Here is a 19,591-nt window from a genome sequence, read left to right on the forward strand (position 1 = left end):
TATTAGGACAGCGATAAGCCCACTTATGCTTGACCATCGACAAAAATAGCTTTTACCATCGCGGAGACTTACCTACTGGATGCCTTCGCATGCGGGGTAGTCCCGACACGATGGAGCTTTCATGGACAAGCTCGGTGTGTGGCTTATCGGGGCACGAGGATCCGTGGCGACCACTGCCATCGTGGGCGCCGCGGCCATCAAGGCGGGAGCGGCGTCCCCCCATGGATGCGTGAGCGAGTCCGCCGGCTTCCCCGGGCAGCTGGTTCCGCTGACCGACCTGATCTTCGGCGGCCATGACGTCGCCGAGACCTCCTTACGCAAGCGCGCCGAACAGCTGGGCAGAGCAGAGGTCATATCCCCGGACTTACCGGGGTTGCTCGCGTCCGACCTGGACGCCGCCGACGCCGAGATCCGGCCGGGCTACGTCCCCGGTGACGGCGGCCGGGCCGCGACCCGGCTGATCGACGACATCGCCGGCTTCCGCGCCCGGCACGGGCTGGCCCGGGTGGTCGTCGTCAACGTGTCGTCGACCGAGCCCCCGGTGGATCCGCGCCCGGAGTTCGAAAGGCTGGCCGACCTCGAGGAGCGGCTCGCCGCAGGGGACGACGTCCTGCCGCCGAGTTCGCTGTACGCCTATGCGGCGTTCCACGCGGGGTGCGGCTATGTCGAGTTCACCCCCTCCACCGGGCCGACCCTGCCCGCCCTGGCGGAACTCGCCGCCCGGCGGCGCGTGCCGTACGCGGGACGCGACGGCAAGACCGGCGAGACCCTGGTCAAGAGCGCCCTGGCGCCCATGTTCGCTGACCGGGCACTGCGCGTCCGCTCCTGGTCCGGGCTCAACCTGCTCGGCGGCGGCGACGGGGCGACACTCGCCGATCCGGCCGCCAGGTCCAGCAAGCGGCTCTCCAAGGACCAGGTCGTCGCGCAGGTCCTGGGAGGGCCCGTGGAGGGTGAGACGCACATCGACTACGTCCCGGACCTCGGAGAGTGGAAGACCGCCTGGGACCACGTGAGCTTCGAGGGCTTTCTCGGCGTCCGGATGACGCTGCAGTTCACCTGGCAGGGCTGCGATTCGGCGCTGGCCGCTCCGCTCGTCCTGGACCTGGCCCGGCTGGTCGCCCGCGCGCACGAGAAAGGGCGGCACGGCGTCCAGTCCGAGCTCGGGTACTTCTTCAAGAGCCCGCTGGGGACGGGCGAGCACGCCCTGGCCGCCCAGTACGCCCGGCTGCGCGCCTTCGCCGAGGAGCTGTCATGAGGGCGCTGCTCGAACTGGTCCGCGCACCTGCCGCGCTGTCGGTGCCGGGGGACACCATGGCGGGAGCCGCCGCCGCGGGGCGGCGTCCGGCGCCCGGCCTGGCCCTGGCGTCGGTGCTCGTGTACTGGTCGGGAATGGCGCTCAACGACTGGGCGGACCGTGAGGCGGACGCCGTCGAGCGTCCTGAGCGCCCGATCCCGTCAGGCCGGGTCCGCCCGGGCGTCGCGCTCGGGCTCGCAGCCGCCCTGACCGGCGCGGGCCTGTCCACCGCCGCCCTCGCCGGCGGCCGTCGCGGTCTCGCCGTCGCCGGCCTGCTGGCCGGCGCGGTGTGGGCCTACGATCTGCGCCTCAAACGGACGGTGGCGGGACCGGCGGCGATGGCGGCCTGCCGCGTGCTCGACGTGCTTCTGGGCGCGGGCCAGCAGGCAAGGTCCGCGGTGCCGGCGGCACTGGCGATAGGCGCGCACACCTACGGAATCAGCGTCCTCGGCCGCGCCGAGGTGACGGGGGCGACCCGCGGGACCGCCGAGCGCGCGCTCGTGGCCAGCACCGTGGCGGCCGGGCTCGCGGCCGCCTCCTGCGCGCGGGGTGGAGCCACCGCCCGGACCGTAGCGGGCGTCCTCATCGCCGGCTATCTCGTCTCCACCCTTCCGGTCCAGGCCGGGTTACGGACCCTTCCCGACCCCGAGAACGTGCGGCAGGCCGTCCGCCTGAGCATCCTCGGCCTGATCCCGCTCCAGGCGGCGGCGGTCGCCGGTGGCGGACGGTTCGCGATGGCGGGCGCGCTGCTGTGTTCGCTCCCCGTGGGAAGGTGGCTCTCATCCCGGCTGGCGACATCGTGAGGTGGGCCTACTGCACCAACGGCTTCGCCGGCCACCGGCTTCCCGAGGCGCTCGCGGTCCTGGCCGATCTGGGGTACACGGGTGCGGCCATCACGCTCGACCACGGTCATCTCGACCCCCACTCCCCCGGGCTGGCCGCGGAGGTGTCCAGGATCGCCGGGGTCCTCGATCGCCTCGGCCTCGATGCCGTCGTCGAGACGGGCGGGCGCTACACCCTCGATCCCTTGCGCAAACACCATCCGACCCTCATCAGCGACGACGCAGGCCGCAGAGCGGAGTTCCTCATCACGGCGATGCGCGTCGCCGCCGACCTGGGCGCTCCCGTGGTGCATCTGTGGAGCGGCGTCCGGCCCGACGGCGTGCCGGAGGAGGAGGCGTACACGCGGCTGGCCCGCCAGTGCGCACGGCTGCTCGACGAGGCCGATCAGGTGGGCGTCACGCTGGGATTCGAACCCGAACCCGGGATGCTCGTCGCCGACCTGGACGGCTTCGAGCGGCTGCGCGCGATGCTCGGCGCCCATACCCGGTTCGGTCTCACCCTCGACATCGGGCACTGTCACTGCATCGAGCGGGAGGACCTGGACACCTGTGTCCGGCGGGCGCTGCCGTACACCGTGCACGTGCAGATGGAGGACATGCGCCGGGGAGTCCACGAGCACCTGGAATTCGGCGAGGGTGAGATCGACTTCGTGCCGGTGCTCGCCGCTCTGCGCGGCTACCCGGGTTTGGTGGCCGTGGAACTGGCCCGGCACAGCCATGCGGCCCCGCAGGTCGCCCGCCGGTCGATCGACTTCTTGAGGAGGGCACATGAAGGAGCCGGCACAGGAGTGGCTGGCCCAGGCCGTCCGGCAGGTCGAAGCTGACCCGCAGGCGATCCACCGGCTCTTCCCGCAGGCCGAACGGCGGGGCGGCCCGGGCGCCCGGGCCGCGCTGCTCGGCGCGCTGCGCGGCCACCACACGGTGATCCGGAGCCTGTACGAGGCCGGCGACAGCGGTGAGCGGCTGGCGATTCTGACCGTCCTGCACGAGCTCGACCTGGAAGGCACGGCGGTCGCGCTGGTGGAGGACGCGCTTCGCAGCAATGACGCGCGGCTGGTCGCCGCCGCCCTCGGCCCGTACGGCTCGGCGTGGCTGGGCGACCACTCCTTCCGGCAAGGGGTGCTCAAGTGCGTCTTCATGTCGATCCCCCTGGAGGCGGTGGCCGAGCTGGACCGCCGTTTCGACGCCGAGCTGGCCCGGATGTTGTCGGACTACGCGGCGGAGTTGCGGGCGGCCGGCCGGCCCGTCCCGCGCGACGTCCTGGAGAGGATCTGAATGCGCATCTTCGACCCCCACGTCCACATGACCTCCCGGACCACCGACGACTACCAGCGCATGCACGCCGCGGGGGTCCGGGCCGTCGTCGAACCCGCCTTCTGGCTGGGACAGCCCCGTACCCATGTGGGCAGCTTCCTCGACTACTTCGACGCGCTGCTCGGCTGGGAGCCCTATCGCGCGGCGCAATACGGCATCCGCCACCACTGCGCTCTCGCGCTCAACCCGAAGGAGGCGAACGATCCGCGATGCGCGGGGGTGCTGGTCGAGTTGCCGCGATACCTGCTGAAGGACTCCGTCGTCGCGGTCGGCGAGGTCGGCTACGACTCGATGACGGCAGAGGAGGAGCGGGCGTTCGAGGCCCAGCTCGCCCTGGCACAGGAGAATGATCTTCCGGTACTCGTGCACACCCCGCATCGGGACAAGGCCGGGGGCACCCGCCGGACGCTCGACGTGGTGCGGGCGGCCGGGATGCCCCCCGCACGGGTGCTCATCGACCACCTCAACGAGGTGACCGTCGGCATGGTCGCGGACTCGGGCTGCTGGATGGGGTTCTCCATCTACCCGGACACCAAGATGGACCCCGACCGGATGGTGACCCTGCTCAAGCAGTACGGCACGGACAGGATGCTGGTGAACTCGGCGGCCGACTGGGGACGCAGCGATCCGCTGAAGACGCGCGAGGTAGCCGACGTCATGCTCGCGGCCGGCTTCGGCGAGGACGACGTGGATCGGGTGCTGTGGCGCAATCCGGTCACCTTCTACGGGCAGAGCGGCCGGCTTGACCTCGAGAGCGGCTCGGAAGCCTGCCCTGACTACGCCGGCAACACGATCAAGCGGGGCTGACCATGCGGCTGCGCCATGCGGACGGCTCGACGGTGCATCTGTCCTACTGCACCAATGTCCACGCCGCCGAGGATCTCCCCGGCATTCACGGTCAGCTGTCCGGCGTCGCGGCGCGGGTCAGGCACCTGCTCGGCGTCGAACGGCTCGGGCTCGGGCTGTGGCTGTCCCAGCACGCCGCCGCCGACCTCACCGCCCGGCCCGAGGAACTCGCGGCGCTGCGCGAGCGGCTGACCGCGCTCGGGCTGGAGGTCGTGACCCTCAACGGCTTCCCCTACCGCGGCTTCCACGACGAGATCGTGAAGTACCGCGTCTACACCCCTGACTGGGCCGACGCGGAGCGGCTGCGCTACACGCTCGGGCTCGCCGAGATCCTCGCCTCGCTGCTGCCGGACGACGTCACCGAGGGCACGATCTCGACCCTTCCGCTCGCCTGGCGGACCGGGTGGACGAGAGAGAAGGCGGCGGCGGTGACGGCCAATCTCGACGCGGTCGCCGAGGGCCTGCGCGCGCTGGCCGGCCGTACCGGCAAGGTGATCCGGCTGGGCTTCGAGCCCGAGCCCGGCTGCATCGTCGAGACGACGCCCCAGGCGAGCGCCCTGCTGAGTGGCGTGGACCACGACCACCTCGGTCTCTGTCTCGACGCCTGCCACATGGCCGTGGGTTTCGAGGACCCTGACGCGGGCGCCGCCAGCGGGTTGCCGATCGTGAAGCTCCAGGCGTCGTGCGCCTTGGTGGCGCCGCCGCGGGCGCAGCGGGCCCTGGCCGCGTTCGACGAGCCCCGTTTCCTCCACCAGACGCGCTCCGCCACCGGATACACCGACGACCTGGGCGAGGCCCTGGCCGGTGGCCTGCCCGCGGACGAGAGCTGGCGTGTGCACTTCCACGTCCCGCTGCACGACGCGCCGCCCCCTCCGCTCGCCACCAGCGCCCCCTACCTGCGGCACCTGCTGGAGGTGCTTCTCGGCAGGGAGCGCCCGCTGACCAGGCACGTCGAGGTGGAGACCTACACGTGGAACGTGCTTCCCGGCGCGCCGTCCGACATCGCGCACGGCATCGCCGCCGAGCTCCACTGGATGCGGGCGCAGCTGGCCGCCCTCGGGCTGAAGGAGATGTGATGGCGCCGCTGATCGTGATCAATGTGGTCGGGCTCACCCCGCGCCTGCTCGCGCACATGCCGAACGTGGCGAAGGTGGGGTCGGCGGCCGCGCTGCGGCCCGTGCTGCCCGCCGTCACCTGCTCGATGCAGGCCACCCTGCTGACCGGTTCGATGCCCCGCGACCACGGCATCGTGGGAAACGGGTGGTACTTCCGGGATCTCGGCGAGGTGCTGCTGTGGCGCCAGCACAACGCGCTCATCCAGGGCGACCAGCTGTGGACCGCCGCGACCGGCCTGCGCACCGCCAACGTCTGCTGGTGGTACGCGATGGGCGCGCCGACCGACCTGCTCGTCACCCCGCGTCCCGTCTACCACGCCGACGGCCGCAAGTCTCCCGACTGCTACACCCGCCCGCCCTCACTCCACGACGACCTCGAGGCTGCGCTGGGGCCGTTCCCCCTGTTCACCTACTGGGGACCCAACGCGGGGATCGCCTCCTCCGAATGGATCATCGCCGCGGCCCGCCGCATCCTGGCCCGCGAACGGCCGGATCTGCTGCTGGTCTACGTGCCTCACCTCGACTACGACCTCCAGCGGTACGGCCCTGCGGGTCCCGAGGCGATCGCGGCCGCCCGCGCCGTCGACGCCGCGCTGGCTCCGCTCCTGGCCGAGGACGCCGAGGTGGTCGTGCTCTCCGAATACGGCATCACCCCGGTGTCCCGCCCGGTGGACATCAACCGGGCGCTGCGCGCCGCGGGTCTCCTGGAGGTCTACGTCCAGGCCGGGATGGAGTACCTCGACCCGTGGACGTCGCGGGCCTTCGCCGTCGCCGACCACCAGGTGGCCCACGTGTACGTGCGCGACCCTGGCGACCTCGACCGCACCCGCGCCGTCATCGGCGAACTGGCCGGCGTGGACGAGGTGCTCGACCAGGCGGGGAAGGCGAAGTACGGGCTCGACCACGAACGTGCCGGCGAGCTCGTCGCGGTGGCGGAGCCCGACGCCTGGTTCACCTATTACTACTGGCTCTCCGACGACCGCGCCCCGGATTTCGCCAGGCTCGTGGACATCCACCGCAAACCCGGCTACGACCCCGCCGAGTTGTTCATGGACCCACGCGATCCGTTCGTCAAGCTGCGCGCGGGGGCGGCGCTCGCCAGGAAGAAACTGGGCTTCCGGTACACGATCCGGGTGGTGCCGCTCGACCCGGCGCCGGTGCGGGGCAGTCATGGCCGGCTGCCGGATCTCCCTGACGACGGACCGCTGATCATCGCTCCCTCCGACCGTGACTCGTACGAGGCGACCGAGGTCAAGGGACTCCTGGCCTCCCTGGCCGCCCGGGCGGGGCGCTGACGGGCACCGGCACCGCGACCGGAGGTCGCTGCGCCCCGTGGCTCGCGCGGCCCCGGTCGAGGGGCCGCGCGAGGTGTGACCGAGAGCCTCAGACGCGGGTCCAGCGCTGGTTGGCTCCTCCGGTGCAGGTCCAGATGCGCGCCTTGGTGCCGTTGGCGGTGCCGCTGACGTCGAGGCACTTGTTCGCCCCGACGGCGGTGACGGTGCCGTCGGCGTTCAGGCGCCACTTCTGGTTGTCCTGGCCGTTGCAGTCCCAGATGATCACCGCGGTGCCGTCCGCCGTGCCCGCCCCGTTCACGTCCAGGCACCTGGTGCCGTAGACGCGCAGCTCACCGGCGCTGGTCGAGGTCCACTGCTGGTTCGCCTGGCCATGGCAGTCCCAGATCTGCGCCAGCGCGCCGTTGGCCTGCGAGGCGCCGTTGACGTCCAGGCACCGGCTCGAGCCCACACCGCGCAGCGCGCTCGTGCCGCCCGGTGTGCCGGCCAGTTCCTTGATGCGGATGTTGCGGAAGTCCACGACGTCGCCGGCCCCGTGGTTCTGGATGCCGATGTGGCCCTGCTGGAGCGAGCGGACCGGATCGGTGTTGGTGAAGTCGTTGATTCTGCTGCCGTTCAGGAACACCTGCAGCCGCTCACCCTCCACCAGCAGCTCGTAGGTGTTCCACTGGCCCGGCGGGTTCAGCGCCGCGTCGCGGGCGGCGAGGTCGGCGGCTTGGAACCCGTAGATGGCCCCGGTCGTCTTGTCCGCGGTGTCGGTCGCGTCGATCTGCACCTCGTATCCGGTGTCGAGCGCCGTGTCGGGGTCGCCGGTGGCCGGGAACCCGACGATCACGCCGGAGTTGGAGTCGCCGGTCAGCTTCCAGTCGAGCTTGAGGGAGTAGGAGCGGAACTCTCTGGCGTTGTGCCACAACATGCCCATGCCGCCCTGGGAGGTCAGCGTGGCGTCGCTGTTGGCGAACGACCCCGGGCCGGCTTGCGACCAGCCCGTCGTCGAGCCGTTGTACAACGGCGTGTACCCGGTCTCCGGACGGCAGTCGGCGTTGGTGGCCCTGGCCGCGTACCGGATCCCGCCGAGCAGCAGCGTGCGGAAGTTCGGGTCGGCGTACGACTCCTGGGTGTGCCCCAGGCCGGTGTAGAACGCGCGGCCCGAGGACTGCGGGCGGCACCAGGTGATCGGGTGATCGCCCATGCCGCCGCCGCTGTAGCTGCCCTCGTCCAGGCTCTGCAGCACCCGGACGTTCGGGCGCGGGTTGGAGCGGTAGTTGTACCACTCGTCGGTACGTACCAGGTCCCTCCGAGGTGAGCGGTCGCGGCGTGCGCCCGGTCCTCGTTCCGTACGGTGGCCTGCTGGATCGCCGGGTGGTTGCTGAACCAGGCACCCATCAGCTGCCCGTAGTAGGGCCAGTCGTACTCCGTGTCCGCGGCCGCATGCACCCCGACGTAGCCGCCTCCGCCGTCCACATACGTCTGGAAGGCGGCCTGCTGGGTGTCGTTCAGCACGTCACCGGTCGTGTTGAGGAAGACGACCGCCTGGTACTGGGCCAGGTTGGCCGCGCTGAAGGCGCCCGAGTCCTCCGTCGTGTCGACGGCGAAGTCGTTGGCGGTCCCCAGGTCGCGGATGGCCTGGATGCCGGTGGGGATCGAGTCGTGCCGGAACCCGGCCGTCTTGGAGAACACCAGCACCTTGAAGGCGGCGGCCTGGGCGGGGATGGCGGGGACCATCGTCGCGGCGGCGATGATCGCCACCACCGCCACGGACAGCCGTCGCAGCACGGAGGGCTTTCGGTCGCTCCCCGCGGTGCGCCCGGGCGCGGCGGGGGTCGGATGTCGCAGCATGCTTGTCCCTTTCAGAGGCGGGTCCAGCGCTGGTTGGTTCCTCCTGTGCAGGTCCAGATGCGCGCCTTGGTGCCGTTGGCGGTGCCGCTGACGTCGAGGCACTTGTTCGCCCCGACGGCGGTGATGCTGCCGTCGGGGTTGAGGCGCCACTTCTGGTTGTCCTGGCCGTTGCAGTCCCAGATGATCACCGCGGTGCCGTCCGCCGTACCCGCCCCGTTCACATCCAGGCACCTGGTGCCGTAGACCCGCAGCTCGCCCGCACTGGTCGAGGTCCACTGCTGGTTCGCCTGGCCATGGCAGTCCCAGATCTGCGCCTGCGCGCCGTTGGCCTGCGAGGCGCCGTTGACGTCCAGGCACCGGCCCGACCCCACATCCTCCAACGCACTCGTGCTCCCCGAGGGCGGGGTGCCGGTGTCGAGGGTGAAGGCATCCACGTCGAACAGGTAACCCTGTCCGGTCGGGCCGCGGAAGACCAGATACAACGTCGTCGTGCCGGCCGGCGCGCCACTGAGGTTCGCCGAGACGTCGGTGAAGGTGTCCCAGCCGCCGGTGCTCGCCACGTCCGCCGTTCCCAGCAGCGTGCCTGTCACCGAGCCCGCCCGCACCTCGATCCTGCCGCCCGCGCCGGCCGAGGACACCCGGGCCGTGAAGCTCGTCGCGTTCGCCAGGTGGTACGGCTGGAAGGAGATCCAGTCGCCGTCGTCGGTGAAGCCGACCGTTTTGCCGCCTTCCGCGGTGGCGTGCTCGGCCGTCTGGACGCCCTGCTGGGCGCCGAAGTGCTCCGCCTGCCGGTGCCGCGGCTGGAGCGTGCGGGCGCTGGTCGAGGTCAGGCCGCCCCTGTCGGTGTAGGAGGCCTCGAAGACGCCGTAGATGTTGGCCGCGGCGTCGTGCTCACCGTCGACCGGCACCGCGATGGAGCCCGAGCAGCCGGTAGTGGAGGTGATCTGGTGGCGGTGGCTGTCGTGGCCGAGGAAGTAGGCGACGGTGACCCCGTCGCAGTCGATCGTGCCGTCCTCCGGGTCGCTGACGGTGACCTGGAAGGGCACGGTGTCTCCGAAGGAGAACAGTTGCCCTCCGGCAGGGGTGGTGAGGGTGACCGTCGGCGCGGTGTTGCCGACGGTCACGATCACGCTCGCCGTGCCGGTGAGACCCTGCGGATCCCGGACCGTGAGCGTCGCCGTGTAGGTGCCGTTCGTGGTGTAGGTCTTGCTCGGGTTCGCCGCCGTGGAGGTGGTGCCGTCGCCGAAGTCCCACGAGAAGGTCAGCGCGCCGCCCTCCGGATCCGAACTGCCCGCCGAGGAGAAGTTCACCGCCAGCGGAGCCGGTCCGGACGTCTTGTCGGCGGACGCCTTGGCGATCGGGTTGCGGTCGGCGCTGCCGATGTACTCGATGCGGTAGAGCGCCTGGTTGTTGCTCCCGGTGCCGTAGTCGAGCACGTACAGGGCTCCGTCGGGGCCGAAGGCCATGTCCATCACCTGCGTCCCCGACCAGGGGAACGCCGCGATCTCCCCGTACCCGCCGTCCGACCTGACCTCGATCGCCTTGATCCAGCGCCGGCCGTACTCACCGGCGAAGTACCGCCCGTCGAGCGACTGGGGGAACTTGACGGCCGAGTTCAGGTTGGGGTCGTAGCGGTAGACCGGGCCACCCATCGGTGACTCCGACCCGGAGCCGAACTCCGGCGGGCTTCCGGCGTCCCCCGCGTACCGGATCCAGGCCGGCTTCGCCGCGGGCAGCGTGGTCAGGCCGGTGTTGCGGAAGGAGTTGTTGGCGGGGCCGCCCGCGCAGTCGTACTTCGGACCGGTGCTGTTGGTGGCGAAGTTCCACTCGTTGTAGGTCTCGGTGGTGGTGTTCGTGCCCGTGCAGTACGGCCATCCGTAGTTGCCGGTGCCGGTGATGCGGTCGAACTCCACCTGCCCGCTGGGCCCGCGGCTGGAGCTGGTCACGCCCGCGTCGGGCCCGTAGTCGCCGAGGTAGACGACGCCGGTCGCCTTGTCCACGCTCATCCGGAACGGGTTGCGGAAGCCCATCGCGTAGATCTCCGGCCGGGTCTTCGCCGTTCCCGGCGGGAACAGGTTGCCGCTGGGGATCGTGTAGCTGCCGTCGGGCTGCGGTTTGATGCGCAGGAGCTTGCCGCGCAGGTCGTTGGTGTTGGCGGACGAGCGCTGGGCGTCGTACTGGGGGTTGCGGTTGGTCCGCTCGTCCAGCGGGGAGTAGCCGCTCGACTCGAACGGGTTGGTGTCGTCGCCGGTGGTCAGGTACAGGTTGCCGGCGGCGTCGAAGTCGATGTCCCCGCCCACGTGACAGCACTGGCCACGGTCGTTCTGCACCCGCAGGACCACCTTCTCGCTGGTCAGGTCGAGGGTGTCGTCCGCCTTGAGGGTGAAGCGGGACAGGTACAGCTCGCCCTTCCACTGGTCGAACTGGGACTGCGTGCCGGTGCTCGGCGCGTCGCCGGTCGGCGTGCTCAGCCGCGGGGAGTAGTAGAGCCAGAGGTGCCGGTTGGAGGCGAAGCCGGGGTCGACCGCCACGCCCTGCAGGCCCTCCTCATCGTGGGTGTAGACGGTGAGCCTGCCGGCCACCGTCGTGTTGCCGTCGACATCGGTGACCCGGACCGTGCCGTCGCGCGCCGTGTGCACCACCGACCGGTTCGGCAGCACGGCCAGCGACATCGCCTCACCCAGTTCCGCGCCACCCGACGCGAGGGACACCTGCTGGTAGTCGGACGCCGGGATGTCGAGGGCGTTCGCAGGGGAGGCGTTGAGCGCGAGTGCTCCGGGAACGATGAGCGCCAGCGTAATCAGCAAGGTGAGCCACGGACGTCGGGACATGAGTGTTCCCTCCTGCAGCAGGAAGACCGGTCAGGGCGAGGCGCCCGGGATTCTGCTCCGTGGCTGGAGGAGTGCTCCCTCCGGCCACGTCGGGAGACGAGGATCGTCGTCAGGCGAACGGTCAGGCGCGGGTCCACTTCTGGTTGTTATCGCCGTTACACGACCAGATGTGCACTTTGGTGCCGTTGGCGGTGCCGGCGCCGCTGACGTCGAGGCACTTGTTCGCCCCGACGGCGGTGATGCTGCCGTCGGCGTTCAGGCGCCACTTCTGGTTGTCCTGGCCGTTGCAGTCCCAGATGATCACCGCGGTGCCGTCCGCCGTACCCGCCCCGTTCACGTCCAGGCACCTGGTGCCGTAGACGCGCAGCTCGCCCGCGCTGGTCGAGGTCCACTGCTGGTTCGCCTGCCCGTTGCAGTCCCAGATCTGCGCCAGCGCGCCGTTGGCCTGCGAGGCGCCGTTGACGTCCAGGCACCGGCCCGACCCCACCCCCTTGAACGCGCTCGTGCTCCCCGGTGGCCGGTCCTGGGGTCCGGCGGACGCGATCACGGCCTGGGCGCCGGCCGGCCAGGCGCCGTTGGTGACGGTGACGTTGTTGTTCACCACGTTGCCGCGGTCGCCGTTGGTGACGTTGGTGCTGCCGTTGGTCGACCAGTTGCCGGTGACGGTGAAGTCGCCCATGTTCTCGCCGTACCAGTAGTTGGCGGTGGCCCAGGTGCCGGTGCTCGACAGCACGTTGTTCCTGACGGTGTAGTACCTGGAGCCCTCGTCGAAGTAGATGCCGAACCAGCCGTTGGTGCGCAGGCAGTGGTTGTCGCTGATCACCGCGCCCGGGTTCCACGACAGCGTGTAGATGCAGCCGCCGTCGGTCATCTGCTGCATGACGTCGTGCACGTAGTTGCCGACGAGCCGGTTGCCGGAGGCGGTGGTGGCCGTGGTGTAGCGCGGCTGGAAGTCGTACAGGCCGCGGTCGGCGTAGTGGGTGCTGCCGCCCGGCTCGTTGGCGCCCCAGCCGTACCCGATCGACATGCCGGTGTAGGGCAGGTTGTAGACCTCGTTGTGGGACACGTCGGTGCCGGTGACGTAGGTGGTCAGGACCGAGACGACGCCCCGGTGGTCCAGGCCGAGGTCGTGGATGCGGTTGTGGCTGACGGTGATGTTCCGGTTGACCATCCGCTGGTCGCTCGGGTGGTGCGCGTCGGCGCGCACGCCGCCGACCACGACGCCGCCGGCCGAGCTGTGGGCGATCTCCGACCGGGTGATGGTGATGTCGGCGGCGCCCAGGCCGACCCCGCCGGCGTGCGCGTTGGCGTCGTTGCCGATGCCGATGGCCGTCTGTCCCAGGTTGAGGAAGCGCGAGTCGGTGAAGGTGATGGTGTTCGCTGCGGAGACCTGCACGGCGGCGGGCATCTGGTACCAGTTCGGCCGGGTCGCCTCGAACTGGCGGCAGCCCTGGTGGCAGGAGGTGAAGGCGGGCCAGTTCCAGTTGCCGGCGATGTAGGCGCCGGTCTGCTGGTCCACGTAGCCCTGGTCGCCGCTGGGGCCGAGCCAGCTCGTGCCGGTGAAGGTGATCCCGCTGAACGTGATGTGGTGCGCGGGCGCGTCGTAGGTTCCCCCGACGTGCACCAGCGACTGGAGCACGGGCAGTTCCACGCTGACGTTGCCCATGTTCTGCCCGGCGAGCGGGATGTAGGACAGGGCGCCGGTCGTGGGGTCGAGGTACCACTCCCCCGGCGAGTCGAGGAACTCGTAGGCGTTGACCAGGTGGAGCGGGCCGGCCCGGTGCGGGCTGGTGAAGGTGTCGTACCCGAAGTTGTTGTTGTTCCAGGCGGGCTGCCGCATCGTGATGAGGTTTCCGCTGATGCTCCGCACCGGCGCGTACCGGTCGGTGAACGAACCGACGCTCTCCATCTCCACCCGGCCCTGATGGGCGAGGTTGTTCAGATAGCTCAGCGCGCCGCTGGTGAACCTCATCCCGGTGCTGCTCGCGGTGAAGTCTGACCGGTTGACGGCGGTGCGCGCCCGGGTGGCGAGCGCACCGTCGACGTACAGCTGCCGGGTATCGATCCCGGTGCCGACGTCGGCGCGCCAGATGTTCTTTCCCGAGTCCGCCACGGTCCATCCGGTGACCGCCCTGGCTCCGCTGATGACCGGGACGGCCCCCGCCGCGGCCTGCCACTTGACGGAGTAGCCGTTGTTCCCGGAGTCGGCGGCGGTCAGCCGGAGCGGCGCGGGCAGCCGATACACCCCGCCGGCCAGCTCCACGACGATGTCACCGGACATCCCCGCGTTCAGCGAGCGGATCGCCGTCTGCGCCGCGGCCAGCGGGCACGGCTGGGCGGAGGTGCAGGCGGTGCCGGTGCCGTCGGGTGACGCGTACAGGGTCGTGGTGGCCGCGAGGGCCGGAGAGGCGGGGGCGACGAGGGCGGACGCCACGGCCAACACGGCGGTGACGACGCCGATCAAGATGGGTCTCGGCATCGTGACGGATGGAGGTAAGGGCACAGTTGTTCCTTCGGGGGGTAGGCGTATGGCCAGGTCACACCCTGATCCTCAGACAGGTGACGCCTTTGCGGGGTGGAGCGGACGGGGACCGCCGGCCTCGCTCCTAATTACCTTCGGATCAGGGATACCCGTCAAGCCCTTAAGCCTGCTCATTTCTCGGTTCGCGCACCGAGCGCATGGCCATGGTGAGCTGATTCATGCCTTCATCAGCAGCAACACCTGCGACCACGCACATCAGCCACCGCAAATCTCGAATGAACCGTTCATATGTGTCGTACTCATCGGACAACACTCGTGGCGGAGAGGGTCGGCTCATCAGTCATACTTTTGCAGGGAACGGCAAGGAGGAAGCACGGTGACCGACACCCCGCGCGAGAGCGGATACCGGCCGGGTTACGAGGTAGCCGCCGAGCAGGTGCTGGAATTGATCGTCGAACTCGGCCTGCGTCCGGGCGACCGCATGCCGACCGAGAACGAGCTGGCCCGGCAACTGGGCACCAGCCGCACCGTGGTGCGCGAGGCGGTGAAGATACTCTCCGCGCTCGGCCGGGTACGCGCCCAGAAGGGCCGCGGCCTGTACGTGGCCGACGACGAGGGGATGCTGGGCACCGGGCGCTGGGGGTCCTTCTTCCTCCCGACCGACCTCGACCACGTTTACATGCTGTTCGAGTTTCGCCGGGCGCAGGAGACGGAGACCAGCCGGCTGGCCGCCCGCCGCGCCACCCCTGCCGAGCTGCGGGCCATCGAAGATGGCGCCGGCGTGTGCCGCCACGGCTTCGAGACCGGACGCGAGGAGCTGTTCAACGAGGGCGACGACGCCTTCCACACCGCCATCGCCACGGCCTCGCACAACATGTTCCTTCAGGTCGCCGTGCGGGAGGCCCGCAGGCTGCAGGCGCAGTCGAGCCTCATCGGCCTGCGCGGCTCGGTGGGCGGGCACGCCGCCAAGGCCGTCGAAGAGCACGACGCCATCTACCAGGCCATCCGCGCCGGCGATCCCGAAGCGGCCGCCCAGGCCGCGGCCACGCACATCGACAACACCCTCGACGACTACCGCAGGGAGATCCAGCAGCGCCTCTTCTTCTCGTCCCACTGAGGCGGCCGGCCCGGACTGGTCCGGGCCGCGCGCGACCGGCGAGACATGGCCAGGCAAGCCGAGGCGACCGGGCAGGCGCGGCCGCTGTCGAATGCGTACCAGCCGGCTCTCCCGCCCCCGAACACTCGGAACGATGTGAAAGTTTCATCGCGACAGATCGGCGGTGGGCGCGGCCGCCTGTCCTGGTCAGGCGGAAGGGCGAACGAGGGCTCCCGGGCGAGAGCCCTCAACGTCGAGCGGGCCGGCCCTTGACAGGTCCTGTCACGTCCATATTTGCTCCTCTACACCATCCCCGTCAGCCGCCCGAAAGAAGGAGAAGCAATTACGGCGGCGCTTAGTTAGCGCTAACACCATGAAATCCAGGCCCATCGGCGAATGCGCGCCGGTGTCGGCGGTTCCCGATCGGCCGAAAATGGCGCGCGCCCGGTCGGTCCGGTATCACCGAATAAAAGAGCAGAAACTCCGGCCGCCCACGCCCTCAAGGTGACAGCAGCGGCTTCCTTTCACGTGTGTCACCACGAGAAGAGCAAAGGAATGTGCGTGATGTCGAGGATCAGGTTACTCTTCACAGCTGTCGCGTCGGCCGCACTGCTCATCGTTCCGGCCACGGGACAGGCCGCACTGGGCGACAGCGCGGCCCCATCGCCCGCGGACCAGAGCGCCCTCGCGCCCACCGCGGGATGCGGCGGAACCCCGACGCTGACCAGCGGAACTCATTCGATCACCACGAGCGGCAAGAATCGCAACTACATCCTGAGAATTCCGGACAACTACAACAACACGACCCCCTACCGGTTGATCTTTGGATTTCACTGGAACGGCGGCACCGCAGGCGATGTCGACTCGGGCGGAACCAGTGGCTATCCGTGGTCCTACTACGGGCTCAGAGCGTTGTCGGACAACACCGCGATCTTCGTCGCGCCCCAGGGCTTGAACAACGGCTGGGCCAACTCGGGCGGCGAGGACGTCACCTTCGTCGACGACATGATCCGGGAGATCGAGGCGGACCTCTGTGTGGACACCGCACAACGCTTCGCCCTGGGCTTCAGCTACGGCGGCGGCATGAGCTACGCGCTCGCGTGCGCCCGGGCGACGGTCTTCCGCGCGGTGGCGGTTTACGCCGGCGCGCAGCTCAGCGGGTGCAGCGGCGGCACGGAGCCCGTCGCGTACATCGGCCTGCACGGCCTGAGGGATCCGGTGCTCAACATCTCCGCGGGCCGGTCGCTCCGTGACAGGTTCGTCAGGAACAACGGTTGCACGCCCCAGAGCCCGCCGGAGCCCGCGCAGGGCAGCCTGACGCACATCGTCACCTACTACTCGGGATGCCGGACCGGGTATCCGGTCGCGTGGGCGGCGTTCGACGCGGGCCACACCCCCGGTCCCGTGGATGGGAGGCCTGGCGACTTCGAACCCGGCGAGAACTCCTGGACCAGACCAGTGGTCTGGGAGTTCTTCACGCAGTTGGGAGGCGGCGACCCGAATCCGCCGGACACGGGCGCGCTGCGGGGTGCGGGGTCGGGCCGGTGCCTGGACGTCAACGGCGCCTCGCAGGCCAACGGCGCGCTGGCGCAGATCTGGGACTGCAACGGGCAGGCGAACCAGCAGTGGACCTCGACCAGCGCCGGTGAGCTGCGCGTCTACGGCACCAAGTGCCTGGACGTGAACGGGGCGGGCACGGCGGACGGCACCGCGGTGATCATCTGGGACTGCAACGGCCAGGACAACCAGAAGTGGCGCCTGAACGCCGACGGCAGCATCACCGCCGTCGGGGCGAACAAGTGCCTCGACGTCAGCGGCGCCGGCACCGCCAACGGCACCAGGCTGCAGATCTGGAGCTGCCACGGCGGCGCCAACCAGCAGTGGACCCGCGCCTGACAACCTGCGACGGCCGGCCGCGCGCCATGGCCGCACGCGGGCGAGGCTTCCGGCGGCGGTCTGCCCTTTCCGCCCCATGATGATGAAGATCGACCGTGGGAGAACAGGAGTGAGTCATGGCCCGAGTGCTTGTTCTGACCGGCGATGCGGCGGAAGAGCTGGACTCCATGTACCCCGTCTTCCGCCTCCGGGAAGGGGGCCATGAGGCGATCGTGGCCGCCCCCACCACGCGTGCGGTGAAGCTGGTGGTCCACGACTTCGAGCCGGGCTGGGACGCCTACACCGAGAGGCCCGGCCATCAGTTGCCGGTGGATCTCGCATTCGCCGACGTGCGCCCCGAGGACTACCAGGCGCTGGTGATCCCGGGCGGCCGCGCGCCGGAGTACATCCGCACCGATCCCGACGTCGCCCGCATCGTGCACCACTTCTTCGAGCGCGGCCTGCCGGTGGGCACGATCTGCCACGGCCCCCAGGTGCCGGCCGCGCTCGGCCTGCTGCGCGGCCGTACCACGGCGGCGTTCCCGCCGCTGAGGGCCGACATGGAAATGGCTGGTGCGACCTTCGTGGACGCCCCCGACGTGGTGGACGGCGCAATGGTCTCCTGCCGTGGCTGGCCGGACCTGCCTGAGTGGTCACGTGCCTTCATGCGCGTGCTGGGGGGCGCGAACGTGTCGTTGTAGGTCGATACGCCCTGTCCGGCACGGGCATCGACGCGGCGGGGTGACGACCACGGGCGTGCCGCTGGATGTGCACTCTCCTGCTGGACGGTCGCGGCATTGCGGGGGCCTCGTGGTGTGGTTCAGGTCATCGCCCGGGCTCGTTCGAGTGTGGGGACACCGACGTCGAAGGTCAGCAGGGCGAGGCTGAGGAAGAAGGTGGCCTCGCGCCGCTGACGAGGGAGCCGATGGTCCGCCACAGTTTCGTGAAGCCCTGCGCCTTGCCCGCCGCGATGCCGACGGCGACCTCGAAGATGACGGCGATGCCCAGGTGGAGCCAGCTCATGAAGGTGTTCCTTTCGATTCACTTTCCGGACGCGCGGGCGCGTTCCCGGCAGGGATGTCGGTGTCCAGGTAGCGGGTGAACGGCTCGTCGCCGCGCGCGACGGGCAACGGGCGCAGCAGTTCGGCCCGGTGCTCATCGGTGATGCCGAACGCTGGATAGCTGGCCCGGTAGTCGAAGCCGAAGGCGGCGACCTCATCGCGATCGACAGCAACGTAGATCGCCTCAACGCCGCGGTCGACCGCGTACCGGTAGCACAGCCCGCACGGCTCCCCGGTAGCCAGCAGCACAGCGCCGGTCAGGGTGTCGAGACCGTGGGTGGTCATGGCGTCGCGCATCGCGACGACCTCGGCGTGCGCGGTGGGGTCGCCGGTCTCCCTGACCCGGTTGACTCCGAACCCCGAGATCACCTCCCCGTCGGCCGCCACGAGGACGCCGACGAAGGGCAGCCCACCGGCCGCAACGTGGGTGATGCAGGCCTCGACAGCCAGGTCCATGACCGCTCTCAGGTCTGATGCGGGCACGATCATGACCGGTCCTCCGCCCGCGGAGCGCGGGGTCCTGCCTCCTGCGCGGCGAGCTGGTCAACGACCTTCATCAACCGGGTCGCCGACGGTACCCCACGCAGGACGTGCCCCCCGATGACGACACTGGGCACCGCGTCGATCCCGACGACGTTCACGGCATACTCCTGATCTTCACGCTGGCGAATCCGGCGCTCCTCGCTGTGGAGTGCCTGTCGGGCCTCAGCGCGGTCGAGGCCGACCGAGGTGGCGACGTCTATGATCACTTCGTCCTCACCGATGTTCCGGTCCTCCTGGAAGAAGGCCTGGAACATCGCCTCGGTGTAGGCCTCGGCTCTGCCCCGTTCCCGGGCGAGCTGCAGCACCATGAACGCCTTCGCGGTACGGGGCTGCGGCGAGACCGAGGGCAGCGTCATCGGCACGCCGACACGCTCTGCCATCGGGTACACCGCGTCCTTCCACACCCGCGGCAGGTACTCGTCTTCCGGCCGCAAGGTGGGCACCGGGTCAGGGCGCAGCTCGAACGGGCGAATCGTCACCTCCACATCGCGCTCGCGCCTGAGCTCTTCGATCGCTGGCTCGACGAGGAAGCAGAAGGGGCAGACGTAGTCGACGAACACATCGACCTGGGTGGTCATGGCACGATCCTTTCTCAGTTGATGCCTGTACATGCAGATATATGCGCAAAGAGCAGGACGTCGCAGTTCTGCTCTGCGGCGTCAGGGTCCGACGAGGGCGCCCACCTCGGCGATGGCGCCGGCGATGAGACGTGCGTCCAGGTGGGGGAAGTGGATGGCGGGCTTGCTCAGCAACTCCTGGACGCGGGCCTCGTAGGAATCGCGGACCTCCGCCAACAGCGTCTCTGCGCACTCATCGATGACGGCGTAGACGCCCCGGCCATCGTCCGGGCAGACGTCACGGCGAGCGAGGCCCTTCGCCTCCAGCCGGCTAACCAGGCGCGTGGTCGAGCTGGGGTTCAGGCCGACTCGCTGGGCGAGGTCGTTGACCCGCAACTCCTTGTCCGACGCCTGGCTCAGGAAGGTCAGCGCCCGGAACTCGGTCAGCCCGAGCCGGTAGGTATCGGCAAGCCACTTGTCCAGACTCGCGTCCACCGCAGAGGCGAACACCGCCACTTGCGACCAGGCGACACTCACACTGCCTCCACGAGAGGCATGCGATCCAGATAGCTGCATGTGCATGCAATTACGCTACCACGGGCCG

General features: G+C 69.8%; 17 protein-coding genes and 1 pseudogene. 10 read left to right on the plus strand and 8 right to left on the minus strand.

Features of this window, described 5'->3' with window-relative positions; translation table 11 throughout:
- The first annotated feature begins 121 nt into the window (after nt 1-121).
- The 7 genes from E1292_RS07645 to E1292_RS07675 are packed head-to-tail and all read left to right on the plus strand — an operon-like array spanning nt 122 to nt 6,706.
- On the plus strand, nt 122-1,255 hold the full coding sequence (locus E1292_RS07645) for an inositol-3-phosphate synthase (RefSeq protein WP_132593450.1): 1,134 nt from the start codon (nt 122-124) through the stop codon (nt 1,253-1,255).
- Nucleotides 1,252-2,097: an SCO3242 family prenyltransferase gene (locus E1292_RS07650; protein ID WP_132593452.1), complete on the plus strand. Its 846-nt coding sequence runs from the start codon at nt 1,252-1,254 to the stop codon at nt 2,095-2,097. The genes E1292_RS07645 and E1292_RS07650 overlap by 4 nt, the downstream gene beginning before the upstream one ends.
- Entirely contained in the window at nt 2,094-2,960 is an 867-nt protein-coding gene (locus E1292_RS07655) for a sugar phosphate isomerase/epimerase family protein (protein WP_132593454.1), read from the plus strand. The genes E1292_RS07650 and E1292_RS07655 overlap by 4 nt, the downstream gene beginning before the upstream one ends.
- Complete coding sequence (locus E1292_RS07660) at nt 2,905-3,411, plus strand: EboA domain-containing protein (RefSeq protein ID WP_132593456.1); 507 nt, start codon at nt 2,905-2,907, stop codon at nt 3,409-3,411. The genes E1292_RS07655 and E1292_RS07660 overlap by 56 nt, the downstream gene beginning before the upstream one ends.
- Nucleotides 3,412-4,257, plus strand: coding sequence for a TatD family hydrolase (locus tag E1292_RS07665; protein WP_132593458.1), 846 nt, complete (start codon nt 3,412-3,414; stop codon nt 4,255-4,257). It abuts the gene before it with no gap.
- A gap of 2 nt (nt 4,258-4,259) precedes the next feature.
- A complete protein-coding gene (gene eboE / locus E1292_RS07670; RefSeq protein WP_132593460.1) occupies nt 4,260-5,372 on the plus strand; it encodes a metabolite traffic protein EboE in 1,113 nt (370 codons plus the stop codon).
- Complete coding sequence (locus E1292_RS07675; protein WP_132593462.1) at nt 5,372-6,706, plus strand: alkaline phosphatase family protein; 1,335 nt, start codon at nt 5,372-5,374, stop codon at nt 6,704-6,706. Before eboE ends, E1292_RS07675 begins: the two co-directional genes overlap by 1 nt.
- A gap of 88 nt (nt 6,707-6,794) precedes the next feature.
- Here E1292_RS07675 and E1292_RS55675 read toward each other — a convergent pair whose 3' ends face one another.
- The 4 genes and pseudogenes from E1292_RS55675 to E1292_RS53550 form a co-directional block, all read right to left on the minus strand.
- Nucleotides 6,795-7,223, minus strand: a complete 429-nt coding sequence (locus E1292_RS55675) for an RICIN domain-containing protein (protein ID WP_369334334.1) — start codon at nt 7,221-7,223, stop codon at nt 6,795-6,797.
- A pseudogene (locus E1292_RS55680) lies at nt 7,209-8,542 on the minus strand (ThuA domain-containing protein); the annotation flags it as partial. The pseudogene E1292_RS55680 and the gene E1292_RS55675, both read right to left, overlap by 15 nt.
- A gap of 11 nt (nt 8,543-8,553) precedes the next feature.
- Nucleotides 8,554-11,373 carry a PQQ-dependent sugar dehydrogenase gene (locus E1292_RS07685; RefSeq protein ID WP_132593464.1) on the minus strand — a complete coding sequence of 940 codons (2,820 nt, stop codon included), beginning with the start codon at nt 11,371-11,373 and terminating at the stop codon, nt 8,554-8,556.
- Nucleotides 11,374-11,494: 121 nt separating this feature from the next.
- Nucleotides 11,495-13,852 carry an RICIN domain-containing protein gene (locus tag E1292_RS53550; protein ID WP_132593466.1) on the minus strand — a complete coding sequence of 786 codons (2,358 nt, stop codon included), beginning with the start codon at nt 13,850-13,852 and terminating at the stop codon, nt 11,495-11,497.
- A gap of 379 nt (nt 13,853-14,231) precedes the next feature.
- Between E1292_RS53550 and E1292_RS07695 the strand changes: the two genes are divergently transcribed.
- From E1292_RS07695 to E1292_RS07705, 3 genes are all read left to right on the plus strand, one after another.
- Nucleotides 14,232-14,972: a FadR/GntR family transcriptional regulator gene (locus tag E1292_RS07695; protein WP_132593468.1), complete on the plus strand. Its 741-nt coding sequence runs from the start codon at nt 14,232-14,234 to the stop codon at nt 14,970-14,972.
- A gap of 543 nt (nt 14,973-15,515) precedes the next feature.
- A complete protein-coding gene (locus tag E1292_RS07700; RefSeq protein ID WP_132593470.1) occupies nt 15,516-16,847 on the plus strand; it encodes a ricin-type beta-trefoil lectin domain protein in 1,332 nt (443 codons plus the stop codon).
- A 125-nt stretch (nt 16,848-16,972) separates the two neighbouring features.
- Nucleotides 16,973-17,527, plus strand: coding sequence for a DJ-1/PfpI family protein (locus tag E1292_RS07705; RefSeq protein WP_220446720.1), 555 nt, complete (start codon nt 16,973-16,975; stop codon nt 17,525-17,527).
- A 169-nt stretch (nt 17,528-17,696) separates the two neighbouring features.
- On the opposite strand, the gene E1292_RS07710 is transcribed toward E1292_RS07705, so the two are convergent.
- From E1292_RS07710 to E1292_RS07725, 4 genes are all read right to left on the minus strand, one after another.
- Nucleotides 17,697-17,849, minus strand: a complete 153-nt coding sequence (locus E1292_RS07710; protein ID WP_220446721.1) for a DMT family transporter — start codon at nt 17,847-17,849, stop codon at nt 17,697-17,699.
- Nucleotides 17,846-18,376 (minus strand): nucleoside deaminase, encoded by a 531-nt coding sequence (locus E1292_RS07715; RefSeq protein WP_132593474.1) that lies wholly within the window; start codon nt 18,374-18,376, stop codon nt 17,846-17,848. The genes E1292_RS07710 and E1292_RS07715 overlap by 4 nt, the downstream gene beginning before the upstream one ends.
- Nucleotides 18,373-19,008 (minus strand): DsbA family oxidoreductase, encoded by a 636-nt coding sequence (locus E1292_RS07720; RefSeq protein WP_132593476.1) that lies wholly within the window; start codon nt 19,006-19,008, stop codon nt 18,373-18,375. Before E1292_RS07720 ends, E1292_RS07715 begins: the two co-directional genes overlap by 4 nt.
- Nucleotides 19,009-19,089: 81 nt before the next feature.
- Nucleotides 19,090-19,524: a MarR family winged helix-turn-helix transcriptional regulator gene (locus E1292_RS07725; protein WP_220446722.1), complete on the minus strand. Its 435-nt coding sequence runs from the start codon at nt 19,522-19,524 to the stop codon at nt 19,090-19,092.
- Nucleotides 19,525-19,591 lie beyond the last annotated feature (67 nt).

The organism is Nonomuraea deserti, from assembly GCF_004348685.1.
GTDB lineage: Bacteria > Actinomycetota > Actinomycetes > Streptosporangiales > Streptosporangiaceae > Nonomuraea > Nonomuraea deserti.